Below are 16,529 nucleotides of genomic sequence, written 5' to 3' on the forward strand. Positions count from 1 at the left end.
ATGGCTACATCGCCGATTCATCGTTATCCTGTAGGAATATCCCGAACTGAACCCTTGTATCATCTTGGACTGTTGCATCGATATAGTTTTCGATTTGACGCCTTGTGAACGGTCGCTGTGTACCAGTTAAACGCCGACCTTCTAGGTCATTATTTACATATTGGTAAAGATCGGTTGCATCTTGAGGCTCAAGACAACGTAGATAGACTTTTTCGCCCTGAAGGTACTTGATTGCTTCAGACATTTAATGACACTCCTTTAATACGGTCTTCTTGAGTTTAACTGCTCCAATGCGCAATAAGTCTGAAACTTGCTTTCTGCTATGTAAATGTAGAATCGTCACACTGTCATTGCGGAATTGCTGCCTCCAATAGTTGGACAGGATACCCTATTTCACCGAATATTTTTACCATCGTGTAATAGGTACTACCAGGGGGATAGTCTTGGATTTCACCTACAACCTTATATTGGTGTAGCTCATAAAATGTTCGTGCCTGAAATTCAAATGTAGTTAGCAGTACCTTTGTTGCACCCTTCTCCCTAGCGATCGTCTCTACTTTATTGAGTAAGAGTGTACCTAGACCTTTGCCACGACATCCTTCACTCAGCCAAAAATCGTGAATCTCCAGCCAATTCCAATACACTTCGGCTGAAATTCCGCCAATCCAACGGTTATCGTCATCGGATACGATAATGGTAATTGGTTGAACCGAACCCTCTCTCCGTGCTTCACGATGATGAATTGAATGATCGTTATTGTATTCTCTTATCTTTTGCTTCAGGAAGGCTGAAAACTCTTCTCTTTGTTCTAAAGAAACATCTATGGAATAGTTCGTGGTTATCTCCTCACTCTTCAACAAACCCTATAGTCTCAGAGTTGCAAATCTGAAACGCATCTTTATGCATATATCTACAGGGCTTTCACTTTTCGAGACCCTGTGTCTTAAATAACTGATTACTCCTTGTAGGCCGAAATGAACAAAAAGAGGGGAATTCTCAGCCTTCGAACGTACTCCTCATGGTCCAGTTGAGACGGTGAGGGGTGAGATTCGCGAAGCGATTTGACCACCAATCCCGCTTTTTGAACTGCCGAAAAATAGTCTTCAACTGTGCGGTGATACTTGACCACCGTACCACCAAGCCATGGATAATTACGCTCACCCGTCTCAAAGTAATTGTCAACGATCCAGTCCGCTCTTCGTTTGGAGCCTTCTTTACTTCGGTTACAAGAAGTGAGCACGGGGTGCTCGACTGAAAAACGAATCGTCCGCCTGGAACAAGTGTTTTATAGACGTTTCGAAAGCATTCCTCAACGTTTTCGACATAGTGGAGTGCGAGGCGAGACACCACAAGGTCGAATGAAGCTTCTGGATAGTTCCAGTCCTCAATCGAAGAGAGAATGATTTTCCCAGATGTGCCTTCTAGCGTATTTCGTCCAGATTGCGCCATGTTTTTGGAGCCTTCTAGCCCAACATACCGACGGCAGCCGAGCTGGAGGGATGACAGACCAAAATCGGCGTTTCCACAACCAAGGTCGAGTATTGCACAATTTCTCACATTGCCAATTAATTCCGCAAGGATTGGTTTTTCAATAGTGTCGTTAGGGTTTTGTGACCATGTTCTATGTTGCATATAGGTGCTGAACACTGACGGCTGATCGTAAAAATCTGACCCCCTATGAACCATACCATTACCTCCATTCACAACATATACAACTTTAAGGTTCATTCATCTTCTTGAGCTTTTCTACCCCACAACGTAATATCCATAAAATATCAATACTGAATAATTATACTTTGACGACACCGACTCAGACCCTCGCCCCCCTTTAATGATAAAGGGCTCATGCAGGTTTCGCACGAGCCAATGTACTAAATTTACTTTAAGTTGAAAATGCCCTTCCCAGTTTCCATACTTAGTGGCAATGATGAGTGTTCATGTGTTATTGTCCAAGATTCATTTTCTTTTCTTAAACCGAAGGTAAACCTATTTGTCATCTGACGAAGTTTCTCTCCAGATGCATTGTAGGCTGCGTACAGAACATTACAATGAACGAAAGCGAGACTTGGATTTTCCTCCACTACCACATCATTAAAGTCTACCTTAAGTAATACACCCTCATCATTTAAGCCATTAAACCACCCGTTCACACTTTCTTTCCATCGGGAAACGCCGATGCACTCCCAGTCTTCCCAACAATCATAAATATGGACATCAGCCGCGTATGCAGATATAAATCTCTCCACATCTGTCTCATAAACGGCGGAACTATAATTGGCCAAAACATCCTGAATGTTTGCAAACCTTCTCATGAATTCATCTCCTCTTGTCAGACAAACCCCACGGTAGTTATATCAGTACATTCGGTATAGTCGATATTGCAGATAACTGCCCTGGTCCAGCAATCGACCTTTGCCGTAAGTGAATAATCATCCAATTCAATCGGACCGGGGGTCCTGGACTTAAGCTCTCTAGATTCCCAGAAACCCAGTACGTCCTCGGGTTATGACAAGTGTTTTCAAAACGTGTGACGTACCATTTCATATGTGTGCAAGAGACAGTCCCAGCATAGAAGAAGAGCCCTGAAGGGCTCCTCCTCAGTTTGAACTGACTACCACTCGTCTCTTTATGTCGTCTAACGGTTGAACCTCAATCACGAACTCATGATTATCCAGTCCATGAAGATTCGCGTTGTGGTATTGAATAATCTTCGTTGCAGATAGTTCATCTCGATCCGATGTGGAATGTGCGTCTGCGACCAGTGTCACATGGTAGCCAAGTGAAAATGCATGTCGACAGGTAGTGTCCACACAAACTTCCGTCTTGAAGCCAGCTATAAGCACATGTTCCACCCCGCGAGACTTCAAATACTCATCCAACCCTGTCCGAAAGAATGCGCTCGTCGATGTCTTATGAAACACTACATCGGCTTCGGCTGGTGTAATTTTCGGATGAATGACACTCTGAGTCGCGTCTCCTTGACCAATATCATCATCCATAATGTAAATCACTTCCCACCCAGCTTGGTGGGCTAAGGTTAGAACATTTGCAATCTGATGCAACACTTGATCCTTGGCATGTACATTCATGCCGTCTACTAAGCCTACTTGACCATCCACAATTAACACTGCCGTTTTCAATACGTAAGTCCTCCCCGTTGGTGATTTGTAACCAGCACCAACGGCAGGAAGTCGAATCAGCTTGTTACCCGACCATCCCATCGTTGGACACTGGTAATCCCTAAGACTGCTCCATCAGCTTGAAATCGCGCCATGTGTCCCACCTCCTTAACTCCATGCTTTTACCATCGTCTTATTATAACTCTTAAAACACTCAGATAACGACATTAAATCCGATTTATTGAGAGAAGTCATATTGACCTGGCCTGCCCTTAAGTCCCACAGTAGCAGCGTAACACCGCCGCATTTTTATGCAATCGTCGCGCCATTACGCTTGCTTCCTGGGGATAATGCTCTTCGTTTGTTCAGCACGGTTTGCCGTTTAATTGTTGCCACTTTTCACGGCGCAACACATATTCTCTTTCCATCAGTTCTGAATCGTACTTGGGATTGAAACGTGGGTACAAACGAGCAAGTTCAAAACCTGCACTCTCCATGGATAAACAGGAGTTTGTGTTTAGTTCCCATGCTGACGCACGTATTTCTTCTACGCCGAGGTCTGTAAATGCATGGTCGTAAACGAGTGACCTTGCCTCCTTAGTGTATCCTTTTCTCCAATAAGGTTTTGCAATGCGTTGTGCGTCAAATGTCACTAGGCGGTGTTCGTCAGATATAAACGGGACGCCAATCCAGTATATCCCGACCATCTTATCTGTTTTGGACTCCCTGATAGACCAAGCAAAAATATCAGGATGATTTGCATAGGTTGCTAAAACAACATCCCTAACTTCATCTACATCAATCGGAATGTGGTTAGCTGTCCACAAATGCATATCGGGCTCTTGCATTGCCTCAAACCATTCTGGAGCATCTCCGTCAACATCGATTGGGCGAAGTGTCACACGTTGTCCTTCGAAACTCTTCATTGGCGTACCCATAGGTTCCCTCCACGTGGAATTCTTACGCCGCTCTCCTGCCTCAAGGGTCTAGGAACGACACCATTTTGCCTTTGAATATTCATGCAGAAAAATGAATGCGTCTCAGGCATTTACCGTGATCAACGAGTTGCTGCGAAAAACTCTTTCGCGATGGAGTTGATTTCGTTGGGTTTCTCTACAACACTCCAATGGCCACAGTCCTCAATCTCATGCAGTCTTGCGTGAGGTATATACCTTATAATCAATCTTTCTATCTCTCTCGGTGATAAAATGTCCGCGCTTCCTTGCACAATGGTGATTGGAATGTCACTGAGTCTGGCCACGCATTGAGATAAATCGTAATGAGATATGATATCTTCGCTGATGAGTTGATTTGCGGTAGCATTCATTGGGTAAGTCGTTTTTTTAGTCAGCGTCTCTTCCGAATACATAATAAGGGTCGAGAATATGTAGTACGCTTTCGAAGTTTTTATTCCCCTTACGTAGTGCCCTGTCCACCCTAAACAGTCTGAATTTGTCCCTAAGAGAAAGTCTACGGAACAAATTACCTTTGAACTTTTTGAAGCCTTCAGATGTAATACCAATAGCAGCAGTTAAGAAAATCTTGTTAATGAGTTCTGGATGTCGCGTAGCATATAGCAGTGCAAGCATTGATCCCCATGATTCTCCAAAAAGGCTGATTTTATCGAGACCTAATTCTGTCCGTAACAACTCAAGTGTCTCCACTTCCTCTTCCATTGAGTATTGGTCACTTCGCTCAGACTTGCCGCAGCCTCGCTGGTCATATAATACCAACTTAAACCCCTGCGCCATTGGCAAAACGTGTGGAAGAAAAAATCCATGCTCACTTCCTGGACCGCCATGAAGAAAGACGATTGGTTCACCATCCCCAATAATTTTCGTATACACTCTTTGACCATTTAAGTCGATGAAGTTCTCAAGAGTCACGCTTCGCCCGACCTTCCCCACATAGTTTTCTAGGATGTTGCTCAATTAGACTGACCCATAGTGATAGAATCCGGAAACCTCTTTACTGTCTTTAACCCCTGCGAACATAAATCGCTTCACCGGATGCAAACCGCAAACCTTAAGCGTCGCAGGACCTATCGCTTCCCATTCAGCGCTACTTCGCCAAAACTTTACATACCACCATGGAGAATCAATGGTATACATCACCCATGCCGATTTGCCGCGTAACAAACCTTTTGGTGGCAATCCTTTGTATTCGTAAGCAAAACCGGCAGCCAAAACTCTGTCAAAAAAGCCTTTCAAAACCGCTGGTGCTCCGTACCACCATACTGGGTAAATAAAAATCAGATGGTCAGCCCACACGATCAGATCAAGGTAATTAGCGGTCTCCAGATCATACATATATGACCAGTACGTTCATTCGTTTAAGTCTCTCCCTGCTTATTAAGCGCTATTAGTCTATACGGGAGATTGCCAATTAGACCTAGTATTAATTGAGTGAACCTTGCCGTTACCCCGAGTAACCCGAGGATCTCCAAATTGTGTAATCATACAGTCCCATTGCGTCAATTGGCTGAATTCTTGCCCTCGTTAGAAGAGAGCGAGGATGCTTAACCGATGCCCCTTGAACACGCTTACAAATGGAGCTTTAGACCTTCGTGTGAAGCTGTAAAACCAAGTCGTTCGTAAAACCTCAAGGCGTCTGGACGCTGTTTGTCTGTGGTCAATTGTACGATATGACACCCTCGTTCCTTCGCTCTTTGTATTGCGTATTGTATTAGCTGACTCCCCAAACCTTTACCACGCTCGCTTGATGTCGTTTTTGTCCGCTTTCCCCCTCCTTAGATTCCTTAGGAGTGTAAGGTTGCTAAGAAGTTTGTCACATGCGGAAGCACAAGGTCACTGCGCGTGAAACTGGAGGTGTGATTCAAGCTTGGCAGCGCAACCAAGGTGGCATGGGCTATGTGATGGGTGCACTCCTGAACTGCCGGGTATCGGGAATCTGCCTCTCCAACGAGCAGTAGACAGGGCATGGCCATCGTCTTCTGAACCTCATTCAAGGCCGGCCGTTCCTGTGCTGCTGCTGCAAGTGCTTGGAGGTCATTCGCCAACACTTGTGGCCTTAGCTCTGGCGGTACGTGTTGTTCCACCACATCCTCAAGGGACGCAATAAATGCATCGGAGTCTGTGCCATCCACCTGCCGGAAGGCTCCCCAACTGCGATCAGCATACGGATGCGCTCCATTGATTAGCAAAGCATGGATCCGCTCCGGGGCATATTTCGCCATTCCGAACCCAATCCATCCCCCCATCGAGTAACCAAAGAAGTGCGCCCGTTGAATCTGCAGCGCATCCAGGACGGCAACCACATCTCCGACGAATCTTCGCAACGTATAGTCTGCTGCGTCATGCGGTTTGTCACTGGCACCATGACCGCGGGCATCAATCAAAATGCACTGGTAGTCTCGGCTCAGTGCTTGGACGTAACCAAACTGTAGCCATGCCTCCAGATTACTTGTAAAGCCGTGGTGCAGCACAATTGGCTGTTCTATGCTGTTTCTAATTGTCAAATTATGCCGAAGCCTGGAGTGCTTCGAGCCGTACAAAAAGAATGTTGTTCTCCAAGTGAATGTGTTTGAATAAATCCGTTTCAAGTTCTTCCAGTTTACGAAACGTCCGCTCGTAAGTCCGACACCCGTCAGCAGGCACTGTGAAACCCTCTGTTACTTTTCTGATTTCCTTAATCAGATTTCCTGCATTATCGTGCTCTGCATTTAGTTCCTCATTTAATTTAATGGTCTTATCCAGCAGTTCTGCACTGGGGTTAGCCTCATACTTCTTAATCAACGGGAAGACTCCTGTCTCTTCCTTGATGAGGTGTTCCTCCAGTTCCATCTTGAGAGAATGAAACAGGCGGTGAACCTGGAGCAGGGTATCGCCATGGTTCTCACCGTGGACCCGCAGAATCTTGGTAGTCAACTGACTTAGTACGGGTAGCTCCTGGTGGAGGTAGGCGTGGTGTGTGTTGACGACGTGATCGACTAATTGATGAAAGGGAGCCTCTGTCCAGTCCACCGTATCAGCATCGGCTGCTTCGTTTTGTTCGAACGCTTGATTCAGTTGATTTAGAACTTCCTGTGCAAGCAAGCCCTGTTCCTCTGCTGCTGCTGACAAAGGTCTGTCCCCTCCGCAGCAGAAGTCGATGGATTGCTCCTGCAAAATATCCCCCGCCTTTGGAAACTTTGCAACAATGTCGCCGATTTTATCCGTCACTGCAAATGTCATTATCATCTGTCCCTTCTCTGATTTTTATTTTGCTTGGCTCTCTTCTCTCCACTGCCCATTTTCTAATGCAATCTCGTTACATTTTCACTGCCATGAGTCTAACGTGGGCTGCGCCCATTTGGTTCACCACCACGTTCAGTCCCATACCTTCCAATGCGTTGATTAAGGGCTGCGTTCTGTGGGGTACGTGAATCTCTACTACCGTATTGGGCGGAGCCGTGTCAACGACTTGGAGAATCTCACCGCGAGGATGATGACCTTGCATTATCAGCTGACGAACGTCCATCGTAATGTGATTGTCTTGGCGTACGACTTCTACCACTTTGAGTCCCTCCTTGATTGCTGTGGCATCTTGTAGGTTCATCTTATGGCAATTCGCAGGTTGACTCCTTGACGCAAATCAAGTATTGAAAAAAAGTGAGTGGAATTGTGACAATCAGGGTTGAAGAAAGGAGCTTGGAAATGCAGCAGTTCCTTGAAACAAAACGAGGGCGAGAGAAATCCCGCCCGTTGAGGGTCTACATATCCCTAGCTCTCTTGATTCTTTTACTCCACCGTGACATTCTCAAGCTTTGCACCGTAACCTTGGAGAATGGCATAAGTCAGTTTGTCCATGACTGCGCCGTCAAAATCTGCCTTCTTCACGTTTGTTTTAAACGACACGTTCATAAGCGTCGCATTCTTAAATGTCGTCCCCTTCAGTCCTGCCTTATTAAAGACGGTCTGGTTTAAGGTCAGTCCATCAAACGATACAGATGAAAGATTTGAGGAACTGAAATCTGTTCCATCGAGCCTTGCGTCTTTAAAACTGGCTCCTTTAAGGTTTGCAGCCGTTATTTTCGTTCGCGTGAGGTTTGCACCGTCAAATTTGACATTTTCCAAATTGCTGGCCTTAAAACTGCTCTCTGACAAATCGGCGCCGCTAAAGTCCGAATTTCTTAAGTTGCTGGCATTAAACTTTCCGTCATGTACAGTAACTTGTCGAAGGTCAGAGTTCTCCAGATTGCTCATAGACAAATTCATACCAACTGCCTGTTGCATCTGTCTGGAATTCTCACCAATGGCTCCAATGAGCTCTGACACTTCTCCAATTGAATTAACGGTCATCTCCAGTGCGGTCTCATCGTCGTACCCTTCTTCCTTCAAATCTTGCATTCTTTCTTGCAAATTTTGAAGGAGCTCTTCTTTCAACTCCACCATCGTTTTCAGTTCTTCGTGAGACGAAAAGACTTTGTCGAGGTGCTCCCTTAATGTATCCGTCATATTTCATTCCCCTTCTTAAATCAGGTTGTTTAAGATCCGTTGCACATTTTCCCAATTGCGCTTGTTCTGTTCGTAGGTATCTTTGCCTTTACTCGTAATGCTGTAGTACTTGCGGCGTCCGCCCTGAGTCTCGTCGCCCCAGTAGGATGTGATGGCCTCCTCTCGTTCCATTCTCTTTAACGAGGAATACATAGTGGCTTCCTTCAACTCGTACTCGCCATCAGAACCAGCTGACACAAGTTTTGAGATTTCATAGCCGTATTTGTCCGTATCCATCAGTAATTTGAGAATGATGGTATCAATATGTCCTCTAATCATGTCTGAGGTCGTTGCTGCCATGTGTATCACCTCTTTGCGTATAACATATATCATATTACTATGTATGTCAAAGTACTTTGATGCAGATGTATGTGCTGCAAACAAAAAGAGCTGTCGATAAAATCGACAGCTCTTGACGACCACGCAAATGCGCAAGACTTGGGCCTCACCACATAGCCCGCGCAGCCTTCCGCGACTATCCCTGCAGCAACAGCCGCTCTGGGTCCTCTATCATCTTCTTGATGGCCACCAGGAAACTGACGGCTTCCGAACCGTCCACAATGCGGTGGTCGTAGGACAGTGCCAGGTACATCATTGGTCTGATTTCCACATTCCCGTTCACAGCAACCGGACGCTGTTGAATCGTGTGCATCCCCAAAATACCTACCTGCGGTGCGTTCAGGATTGGTGTTGAGAAAAGCGATCCGAATACGCCTCCGTTTGTAATCGTAAACGTCCCGCCCTGAAGGTCGGAAAGAGCCAGATTATTGGCACGTGCCTTTTTGGCCAAGCCAGCAACTTCCTGTTCAATCTCGGCAAAGGTGAGTCTATCCACGTCCCGTACAACAGGTACAACCAGTCCGCCCTCCGTGGACACGGCGATACCAATGTCGTAGTGGTCCTTCAAAATCATATCCTGACCGTCAATCTCCGCATTCAAGCGCGGGAACTGCTTTAGTGCACCTACAGCAGCCTTTGAGAAGAACGACATGAAGCCCAGGCCGATGTCATGCTCTTCCTTGAAGCGTTCTTTATGGCGCTTGCGGACCTCCAGCATGTTGGTCATATCTACTTCGTTGAAGGTTGTGAGCATCGCCGACTGCTGTTGTACTTCCACCAGTCGTTTGGCAATGGTTTGGCGGCGGCGCGACATTCGTTCTCTTTTTTCATCCGATCTCGTTGCACCCTTCACACCAGCACCACCCGCTGCCGGTGTCGCTGCCTTGCCCGCAGTTCCGCCTTGTTGGGACGGCGCTTGCGGCTGCGGCTGACCTGCTGCAGATTGACCCTGACCTTGGGCGGGCTGTGCCCCCTTGCTTGCCTGCCGCAACACATCCGCTTCTGTAATCCGACCCAGACCACCGCTGCCTTGTACATTGGACAAGTCAACGCCTTGTTCCTTGGCTAAGCGCCGGACCGCGGGCGTAGTATGAGGCGGCACGGACCCGTCAGGTGCTGCAGCACCGGCGCCGGAACCTGCAGTCGTTTTGCCAGCGTCTGCTTTATCCCCCGCGTCTGATGAAGTCTGTTGTGCCGGTTTCGCCTCTGCTTCAGCTGACTCGGTGTTGCCGTCCGCTGCACCGCCATTGTCTGAAGCAGTCGAACCGTCCCCAGGGGTTGCCCCGCGATTGTCCGAACCGCTGCTGCCGTCAGCCCCTGCACCGGCATTACTGCCGCCAGCAGCGTTTTGTCCGGCGGCAATCGTTCCAATAGATGCACCAACTTCCACCGTATCTCCAGGCTCTACCGATGTACTTTCCAGAACACCCGCCTCTTCTGCCATAACTTCAATGTTCACCTTGTCTGTTTCCAGTTCAGCAACTGCTTCACCCAGTTCCACAGCATCACCAACACTCTTCAGCCACTGAAGCAGGGTACCTTCGAGAATGGATTCGCCCAGTTCAGGAACCTTAATTTCTCCCATCTTCAATCCCTCCTGTCATATCCGCCTGCAGGATGTTCTGCTGCTAGTGTTTGGTCCATCAGTCGTCCCTGTCTGCTTTTGTGTACATTTGCGCTGCCTTCAGCCGGACTTGATTGCTCCGACCTCCCTGAATAGTACACAGGGATGTTTTCTCCGAACAATTCCTTAAGTCGAGGCTCAACAAAGAACCACGATCCCATATTTGCAGGTTCTTCCTGCATCCAGAAGACTTCTTCCAAGTTGGGATAACGGTCCTGCAACTGCTTCAAATGCTCCCACGGGAACGGATAGATCTGTTCTAACCTGGCAGCTGCAATCCACGCGGGAACCCCGCCCTCGTATTCGCGAAGAGCAGCGGAAAAATCTACACCGACTTTTCCTGAAGATAAAACAAGACGGGTTACAGAATCTGTGTTTTCAACAGTCGCATTATCCATCAACACAGGTTGGAAGGAACCTTCCGTTAACGCCTCGCGGCTCGATACCACCTGTTGATTGCGAAGCAGGCTTTTGGGGGTCATGACAATCAGCGGCCGCGGCAAAGTTCTCTGCATGACTGCTTGGCTGCGCAACAGATGGAAATACTGAGCCGCAGATGTCGGATTGACAACGCGCCAGTTGTGCTCGGCTGAGAGTTGCAGGTACCGCTCCAAACGTGCGCTCGAGTGCTCCGGACCTTGCCCCTCATAACCGTGAGGAAGCAGCATGACCAACCCGGAGGGCTGTTTCCACTTTGCCATGCCAGAGGCAATAAACTGGTCTATAATGACCTGACCAGCATTACTAAAGTCACCGAATTGGGCCTCCCACAGCACAAGTGCATCCCGGGCCTGCACACCGTAGCCGTATTCAAAGCCAATGACAGCCGCTTCGGACAACGGACTGTTGTGGAGTGCAAACGACACCTTTGCCTTATCCAAGTGTTCCAGAGGACTGTAGCGCAACCCAGTCTTTGCGTCGTGGAGCACTAGGTGTCGCTGACTGAATGTGCCCCGCTCTGAATCCTGACCTGTCATCCGAATCGGTGTGCCTTCAGTCAAAATAGAACCAAATGCCAAGGCTTCAGCATGTGCCCAGTCGATTTTGTCATCATCAAAGGCTTTTCTGCGCCGCTCCAACACACGTTGCAGTTTGTTGTACACTGTAAAATCTGAAGGTCTGGTTAAGAGTGCTTCATTAATCTCCTTTAAAACCTCCAGAGATACACCAGTTTTCGGCGCTTGCTCTTCAATGATCTCGCCAAACTCTTCTTCCTCTTGAGATTCTTCTTCACGTTTCACTTTTTGATGCGCTTCTTGAAGCTTCTTTTGTACCTGCTCTGCCATATGCTTCGTTTCCTCTTCGGAAACAATGTCTGCAGACTGCAGGATTTGGGAATAGATCTGCCTGACGCTGGGATGGCCGTTGATTTTCGTATACATGCTGGGCTGCGTCGGCATCGGGTCATCCATTTCGTTGTGGCCCCAGCGTCGGTAGCCAACGAGATCGATGAGAAAATCCTTGTGAAATTGCTGCCGATAAGCATGTGCAAACAACACCGCGGCAATACAGGCCTCCGGGTCATCAGCCGACACGTGCACAATCGGTATTTCAAAGCCCCGTGCCAAGTCGCTGGCGTAGCGGGTGGAGCGACCCTCATCTGCATCTGCCGTAAAACCAAGCTGGTTGTTGGCAATGATATGAATGGTACCGCCCGTCTGGTATGCGTCGAGACCGGACAGGTTGAGTGTTTCAGCAACAATGCCCTCACCCGGAAATGCTGCGTCGCCGTGGACCACGATGGCCAGGGACTGATTAGCATCCTGCGTCGGCTGTCCCCCGTGGCTTCTGTCATCCTGCTCCGCCCTGGCGAAACCCTCCACTACCGGGTTGACGAATTCCAAATGGCTCGGATTGTTGGCTAAGACCAAATGTGCCTCTCGTACCCCGGCTTCCTTTACATCGCGCCGCGCACCCAAGTGGTATTTCACGTCGCCTGACCACCCGTAGTTGATGCCCATTGAACCTTCCGACGGCACCAACTCCTTATTCACGGAGGTGTGAAACTCTGAAAAGATGGTCTCATAGGGCTTGCCCAGAATGTGCGCCAGCGTGTTTAAGCGTCCGCGGTGAGCCATGCCCATCATGACGCTCTTGGCTCCGCTTGCCACAGCCTCTGTAATCAGCCTGTCGAGCATGGGAACCAGCATATCTACACCTTCGATGGAAAAACGCTTTTGGCCAACGAATGCACGCTGCAAGAACTTTTCCAACTCATCGACATGAATCAGTTGATTTAGTAAGTCTCTCTGGTCAGCTTCAGACAGTTTCTCGCTGCCCTCGCTCATTTCCACTCGCTGACGAAGCCACTCCGCTTCTTCTGAGTTATCCACATGGGCGAAGTCAAAGGCGAGAGACTGCGTATACAACTGTTTTAAACGCCGGACCGCGTCCAGAGCCGTAGACACCGCAGACGGAGCATCGTGCCAGACGTAACTGGCCGGCATGTTGCTTAATTCAGCTTCAGACAGTCCATAATGAGCCATCTCCAGCACTGCCACAGGATTCGTCTCTTCTTTCAACGGATTCGTCCTTGCAGCCAGATGGCCATACTCTCGCAGATTCCGAGCCAGTTCCTGCGCCAAGCTCACCTTTGTTATATCCACCGCCGCAGTCTGAGCCGCACCCGCAATCTGAGCCGCACCCGCAGACGGCGCTTCTGAAGAAACCCCTGCCTGACCTGGTACCTGGAGCGGCTGCCATGCCGTGTCCGGCGGAGGTCCCCACTTTTCAAAATAGGATCGATACGCATCAGTGACGGAATTGGCATCTTTAAGGTACTCATCATAAACTTCCAGAACATAGGCCAAGTTTGGACCCGAGAGTTCAGCCCACGGTGCCAAATCTTCATTCTGCTGCATCAGTACCGCCTTCCTTTACACCTCAAATTCCAATTTTCGTTGTTCAAGCCTGATTGTTCAAGCACAGTGACTACTTCGGGCGCACCAACTACTTTGAGTGCACCAACTACTTCGGGCGCACCAACTACTTCGAGTACACCAACTACTTCGAGTACAGCAACTACTTCGGGCGCAGTTAGCTGTAGGAGACTGCAACTATTCCCAGTACTAGTTGAAGAACAATGACGGCAACACCTAGGACCACAATAGTGTTTGCCAGAACTCCCGGAAGTAACACAGACTTATTCCTATGGTACAAAGGTTGATCCTGTTCTCTCATTTTCATCCACTCCCTCTTCACATGTTCAGCTTTATCTTTGCCCGAATCAACTGTCTGCTTAAGTTTAAAGTTGCAGATTACAATATCACCTTGACGAAAATCAAGATAAAGATCAAATAAAGCAATTTTTTGATATTTAACACCAAAACAGGAGTTTTACAGGTGTCTTAGCTAGTCCAAGCTGTGCTGGGGCTGTAACTCCAACGCTCAGCCTGGGTCTCGCTGCAGGTGTAATCCTATCCCTGACCATATCCCTGACCCTAAACGCGGTCTCAGTCGCGATCGCCGTCTGCGCGCTCCCTTACTTCACTCAGGGTCGTTCCAACTTGTCTTTCACATGTACCACTCAGGTGTGATGTATATCACCTGGTTTTCCATCCAACCGTTTTATACTGAATGACAACAAGTTACTTGTAGAAACGAGGGATGAAAGGTGTGTTGTGAAGGAAGTTACTGTGAGGGAAGTTGCTGCTCAACTGACAGCCCGTGTGTGCGCCGCGTTCCGATATTTGCTCATCTCAACAATCACGAGGTGGATTTGCTGCAAGCATCCATCAAGTCCATTTCATATCGCAAAGGAGATTATATTTTTCGAAGTGATGAGCCATCCGATACACTGCATATCGTGAATTACGGGGCCGTTAAAATCTTCACTCTCTCTGAAGCCGGCAAAGAGCATATCCTGCGCTTTTTATTTCCTGGGGATTTTGCCGGGCAGTTTGCGATGTTTCAACAACAGCGTCACTATGCCAATGCTGTAGCTCTCGAAAACACGTCAATCTGCCACATCCACAGAGATGATTTAAAAAGAATTTTGGAATCCAATCCAGAGATGACCTATAGATTTATGGCCGCCCTTACGGAACGACTGCGTGAAGCAGACGAATGGGCAGGGGCCATTAGCATGCTTGATGTAGAAAGCCGCTTAGCAAAGACCCTGCTTTTGTTTCGGCAAAAGCATGCACTCGGGGATATGCTGGAACTTCCCGTTACAAAACGCGATTTTGCATCCCTGATTGGTATAACACCAGAAACACTAAGTCGGAAGCTGGCAGTCTTTGAAACGGAAAACATCATTGAATTAAAAGGAAAAAAAGGCATTAAACTCATAGACCCAAGTGCCCTTGAAGAGTTGTCGGGCGCCGTGTAAACAGGCCGCTGACGGGCCACTGAGTGAAACCGCAATTAAACCGCCGGACGCCGGGGGCGGAATCGAACGAATTAAACGAAATCGAATTGGGTTGAGCCAATCGGACTGAGCTGAACTGAACCGCGGAGAGAGGGCGGCCAGCCGCCCTCTCGCACTACCGCTGACGCCAGGCTGACAGGTCCCCATGCTGCGCGCCAGGTGCAACATCACGACCAGTGTTGGGCAAACGGATCCTCATACGGACTCCACATGCCGCCGTCAGTCGCGACATCACGACCAGTGTTCGGCGGGCCGATCCTCATGCGGATTCCATAGCAAATTCTCCTTCACCTCATGGACAAAGATGCACGGGACAACTAGAGTCATGGCATGACGATAGGTTAGGGGCGATCTCGTGGACTTCCACAATTCGTATGATAATCTCCTCAGTCGGCAAAAACAGAGTATTGACGCGGAAGTTGTAATCAGCCGCAAGTCCAGTTCGCAGCACGCAGAACGAGCATTTTTAAGAAACGTCTGGTGGCCTGCATTTCAAAACTTTGACGGACTGCATCCAGAATACGAAATTCTTGACTTTAACGAGGGGCGCAGGCATATCGATTTTGCCTATATTCAGCCTCATTTTCGAGTCGCCATCGAGATCGATGGGATCGGACCGCACTGGAGGGATATATCCCAAGAGAGGTTCAGCGATCATTGCAATCGCCAAAATCATCTTATCATCGACGGATGGTACGTCCTGCGATTCACCTACATGGATGTGCAGCACAGACCAAGGCTCTGTCAACGCACCATCCAGCAACTTTTGGGGAGGCTGTCAGGCGATGCAGCCAGTGCAGTCAATCAACTCCCTCTCATAGACAGAGAGATTGTCCGCTTTGTCTTGGGTCGGCCGTTCCCCGTCACGGTCGCAGAAACAGCCGCCCACATCCAACTGAAAAGACACGCTACCATTCGCCATTTGAAGCTATTGACTGACTCCGGCTGGCTTGTACCAGCCAGCGGTACCCGACGAGTCCGCACCTACCGGATCCACCCTTCCTATGCAGATGTGCGATTGTAGGGATTGCGGATGCTGGGATGCGAGGCTGGGATGCTGGGATGCTGGGATGCTGGGATGCTGGGATGCTGGGATGCTGGGATGCAATAGGGATCCTTTCTCTCACTAAGACACCACCGCCAATCGTTTAAGGATCCCATTGATCACTATCGCGGATTCCGGCCCAGGGATAGTGATCCCATCGATCCCTATCATGAAGCTGTTGCTGGCTCGCGACTCACATTAGTGATCGTTTGTGACCTTATTATTTCGAGCCCCCACTTGTTAATGATCTCTGCGATCACTATCGCCGGCGAGCCCTGTCAATAGGGAGCTTTCCGATCACTATGTGGGAGTCAAAAGCGCTAGCAGGCCCCCTGCCGGTAGACCGACCACCACCGGGACGCCGGGACGCATGGGACGCCGCGACGCGAGGCTGGGCCGCAATAGGGATCCTTTCTCTCACTAAGACACCACCACCAATCGTTTAAGGATCCCATTGATCACTATCGCGGATTCCGGCCCAGGGATAGTGATCCCATCGATCCCTATCATGAAGCTGTTGCTGGCTCGCGACTCACAT

The 16,529-nt window shown here is 48.6% G+C and carries 18 protein-coding genes and 1 pseudogene; 2 read left to right on the plus strand and 17 right to left on the minus strand.

Annotated features, from left to right (window positions below):
- Positions 1-4: 4 nt before the first annotated feature.
- The 17 genes and pseudogenes from GI364_RS25570 to GI364_RS23725 form a co-directional block, all read right to left on the minus strand.
- Entirely contained in the window at positions 5-244 is a 240-nt protein-coding gene (locus GI364_RS25570) for a GNAT family N-acetyltransferase (protein ID WP_370541815.1), read from the minus strand.
- Positions 245-347: 103 nt separating this feature from the next.
- Positions 348-860: a GNAT family N-acetyltransferase gene (locus GI364_RS23650; RefSeq protein ID WP_233095936.1), complete on the minus strand. Its 513-nt coding sequence runs from the start codon at positions 858-860 to the stop codon at positions 348-350.
- Positions 861-996: 136 nt separating this feature from the next.
- A complete protein-coding gene (locus tag GI364_RS23655) occupies positions 997-1,728 on the minus strand; it encodes a class I SAM-dependent methyltransferase (RefSeq protein WP_370541816.1) in 732 nt (243 codons plus the stop codon).
- Between the two features lie 149 nt (positions 1,729-1,877).
- Positions 1,878-2,312 (minus strand): YybH family protein, encoded by a 435-nt coding sequence (locus GI364_RS23660; RefSeq protein WP_198851606.1) that lies wholly within the window; start codon positions 2,310-2,312, stop codon positions 1,878-1,880.
- A 285-nt stretch (positions 2,313-2,597) separates the two neighbouring features.
- The gene (locus tag GI364_RS23665) at positions 2,598-3,140 is read right to left on the minus strand and encodes a cysteine hydrolase family protein (protein WP_198851607.1); all 543 of its coding nucleotides are present in this window, start codon (positions 3,138-3,140) and stop codon (positions 2,598-2,600) included.
- 344 nt (positions 3,141-3,484) lie between these two features.
- Positions 3,485-4,057, minus strand: a complete 573-nt coding sequence (locus GI364_RS23670; protein WP_198851608.1) for a GNAT family N-acetyltransferase — start codon at positions 4,055-4,057, stop codon at positions 3,485-3,487.
- Positions 4,058-4,462: 405 nt separating this feature from the next.
- The gene (locus GI364_RS23675; protein ID WP_198851609.1) at positions 4,463-5,005 is read right to left on the minus strand and encodes an alpha/beta fold hydrolase; all 543 of its coding nucleotides are present in this window, start codon (positions 5,003-5,005) and stop codon (positions 4,463-4,465) included.
- A 45-nt stretch (positions 5,006-5,050) separates the two neighbouring features.
- Entirely contained in the window at positions 5,051-5,428 is a 378-nt protein-coding gene (locus GI364_RS23680) for an NAD(P)H-dependent oxidoreductase (RefSeq protein WP_198851610.1), read from the minus strand.
- 233 nt (positions 5,429-5,661) lie between these two features.
- Positions 5,662-5,847, minus strand: a pseudogene (locus GI364_RS23685) (GNAT family N-acetyltransferase); the annotation flags it as partial.
- A gap of 30 nt (positions 5,848-5,877) precedes the next feature.
- Positions 5,878-6,633 carry an alpha/beta fold hydrolase gene (locus tag GI364_RS23690; protein ID WP_198851612.1) on the minus strand — a complete coding sequence of 252 codons (756 nt, stop codon included), beginning with the start codon at positions 6,631-6,633 and terminating at the stop codon, positions 5,878-5,880.
- Positions 6,599-7,318 (minus strand): iron-sulfur cluster repair di-iron protein, encoded by a 720-nt coding sequence (gene ric / locus GI364_RS23695; protein WP_198851613.1) that lies wholly within the window; start codon positions 7,316-7,318, stop codon positions 6,599-6,601. Before ric ends, GI364_RS23690 begins: the two co-directional genes overlap by 35 nt.
- 70 nt (positions 7,319-7,388) lie before the next feature.
- Positions 7,389-7,634: an amino acid decarboxylase gene (locus GI364_RS23700; RefSeq protein WP_233095937.1), complete on the minus strand. Its 246-nt coding sequence runs from the start codon at positions 7,632-7,634 to the stop codon at positions 7,389-7,391.
- Between the two features lie 224 nt (positions 7,635-7,858).
- Positions 7,859-8,575, minus strand: a complete 717-nt coding sequence (locus tag GI364_RS23705; protein ID WP_198851614.1) for a pentapeptide repeat-containing protein — start codon at positions 8,573-8,575, stop codon at positions 7,859-7,861.
- A 15-nt stretch (positions 8,576-8,590) separates the two neighbouring features.
- Complete coding sequence (locus GI364_RS23710; protein ID WP_198851615.1) at positions 8,591-8,914, minus strand: PadR family transcriptional regulator; 324 nt, start codon at positions 8,912-8,914, stop codon at positions 8,591-8,593.
- A 175-nt stretch (positions 8,915-9,089) separates the two neighbouring features.
- Entirely contained in the window at positions 9,090-10,538 is a 1,449-nt protein-coding gene (odhB, locus tag GI364_RS23715; RefSeq protein ID WP_198851616.1) for a 2-oxoglutarate dehydrogenase complex dihydrolipoyllysine-residue succinyltransferase, read from the minus strand.
- A 2-nt stretch (positions 10,539-10,540) separates the two neighbouring features.
- Complete coding sequence (locus tag GI364_RS23720; protein ID WP_198851617.1) at positions 10,541-13,438, minus strand: 2-oxoglutarate dehydrogenase E1 component; 2,898 nt, start codon at positions 13,436-13,438, stop codon at positions 10,541-10,543.
- Positions 13,439-13,613: 175 nt separating this feature from the next.
- Complete coding sequence (locus GI364_RS23725; RefSeq protein WP_198851618.1) at positions 13,614-13,757, minus strand: hypothetical protein; 144 nt, start codon at positions 13,755-13,757, stop codon at positions 13,614-13,616.
- A gap of 538 nt (positions 13,758-14,295) precedes the next feature.
- On the opposite strand from GI364_RS23725, the gene GI364_RS23730 reads away from it, so the two are divergent.
- Entirely contained in the window at positions 14,296-14,907 is a 612-nt protein-coding gene (locus tag GI364_RS23730; protein ID WP_233095938.1) for a Crp/Fnr family transcriptional regulator, read from the plus strand.
- A gap of 394 nt (positions 14,908-15,301) precedes the next feature.
- Positions 15,302-15,970 (plus strand): DNA-binding response regulator, encoded by a 669-nt coding sequence (locus GI364_RS23735; protein WP_198851619.1) that lies wholly within the window; start codon positions 15,302-15,304, stop codon positions 15,968-15,970.
- Positions 15,971-16,529 lie beyond the last annotated feature (559 nt).

It is taken from the genome of Alicyclobacillus sp. SO9, from assembly GCF_016406125.1.
GTDB lineage: Bacteria > Bacillota > Bacilli > Alicyclobacillales > Alicyclobacillaceae > SO9.

Excerpts from the sequence above, each read along its gene's own strand:
- GI364_RS25570 (WP_370541815.1), bottom strand. The coding sequence starts at position 244 with ATGTCTGAAGCAATCAAGTACCTTCAGGGCGAAAAAGTCTATCTACGT.
- GI364_RS23655 (WP_370541816.1), bottom strand. The coding sequence starts at position 1,728 with ATGAACCTTAAAGTTGTATATGTTGTGAATGGAGGTAATGGTATGGTT.
- GI364_RS23660 (WP_198851606.1), bottom strand. The coding sequence starts at position 2,312 with ATGAGAAGGTTTGCAAACATTCAGGATGTTTTGGCCAATTATAGTTCC.
- GI364_RS23670 (WP_198851608.1), bottom strand. The coding sequence starts at position 4,057 with ATGGGTACGCCAATGAAGAGTTTCGAAGGACAACGTGTGACACTTCGC.
- GI364_RS23680 (WP_198851610.1), bottom strand. The coding sequence starts at position 5,428 with ATGTATGATCTGGAGACCGCTAATTACCTTGATCTGATCGTGTGGGCT.
- ric (WP_198851613.1), bottom strand. The coding sequence starts at position 7,318 with ATGATAATGACATTTGCAGTGACGGATAAAATCGGCGACATTGTTGCA.
- GI364_RS23705 (WP_198851614.1), bottom strand. The coding sequence starts at position 8,575 with ATGACGGATACATTAAGGGAGCACCTCGACAAAGTCTTTTCGTCTCAC.
- GI364_RS23710 (WP_198851615.1), bottom strand. The coding sequence starts at position 8,914 with ATGGCAGCAACGACCTCAGACATGATTAGAGGACATATTGATACCATC.
- odhB (WP_198851616.1), bottom strand. The coding sequence starts at position 10,538 with ATGGGAGAAATTAAGGTTCCTGAACTGGGCGAATCCATTCTCGAAGGT.
- GI364_RS23720 (WP_198851617.1), bottom strand. The coding sequence starts at position 13,438 with ATGCAGCAGAATGAAGATTTGGCACCGTGGGCTGAACTCTCGGGTCCA.
- GI364_RS23725 (WP_198851618.1), bottom strand. The coding sequence starts at position 13,757 with ATGAGAGAACAGGATCAACCTTTGTACCATAGGAATAAGTCTGTGTTA.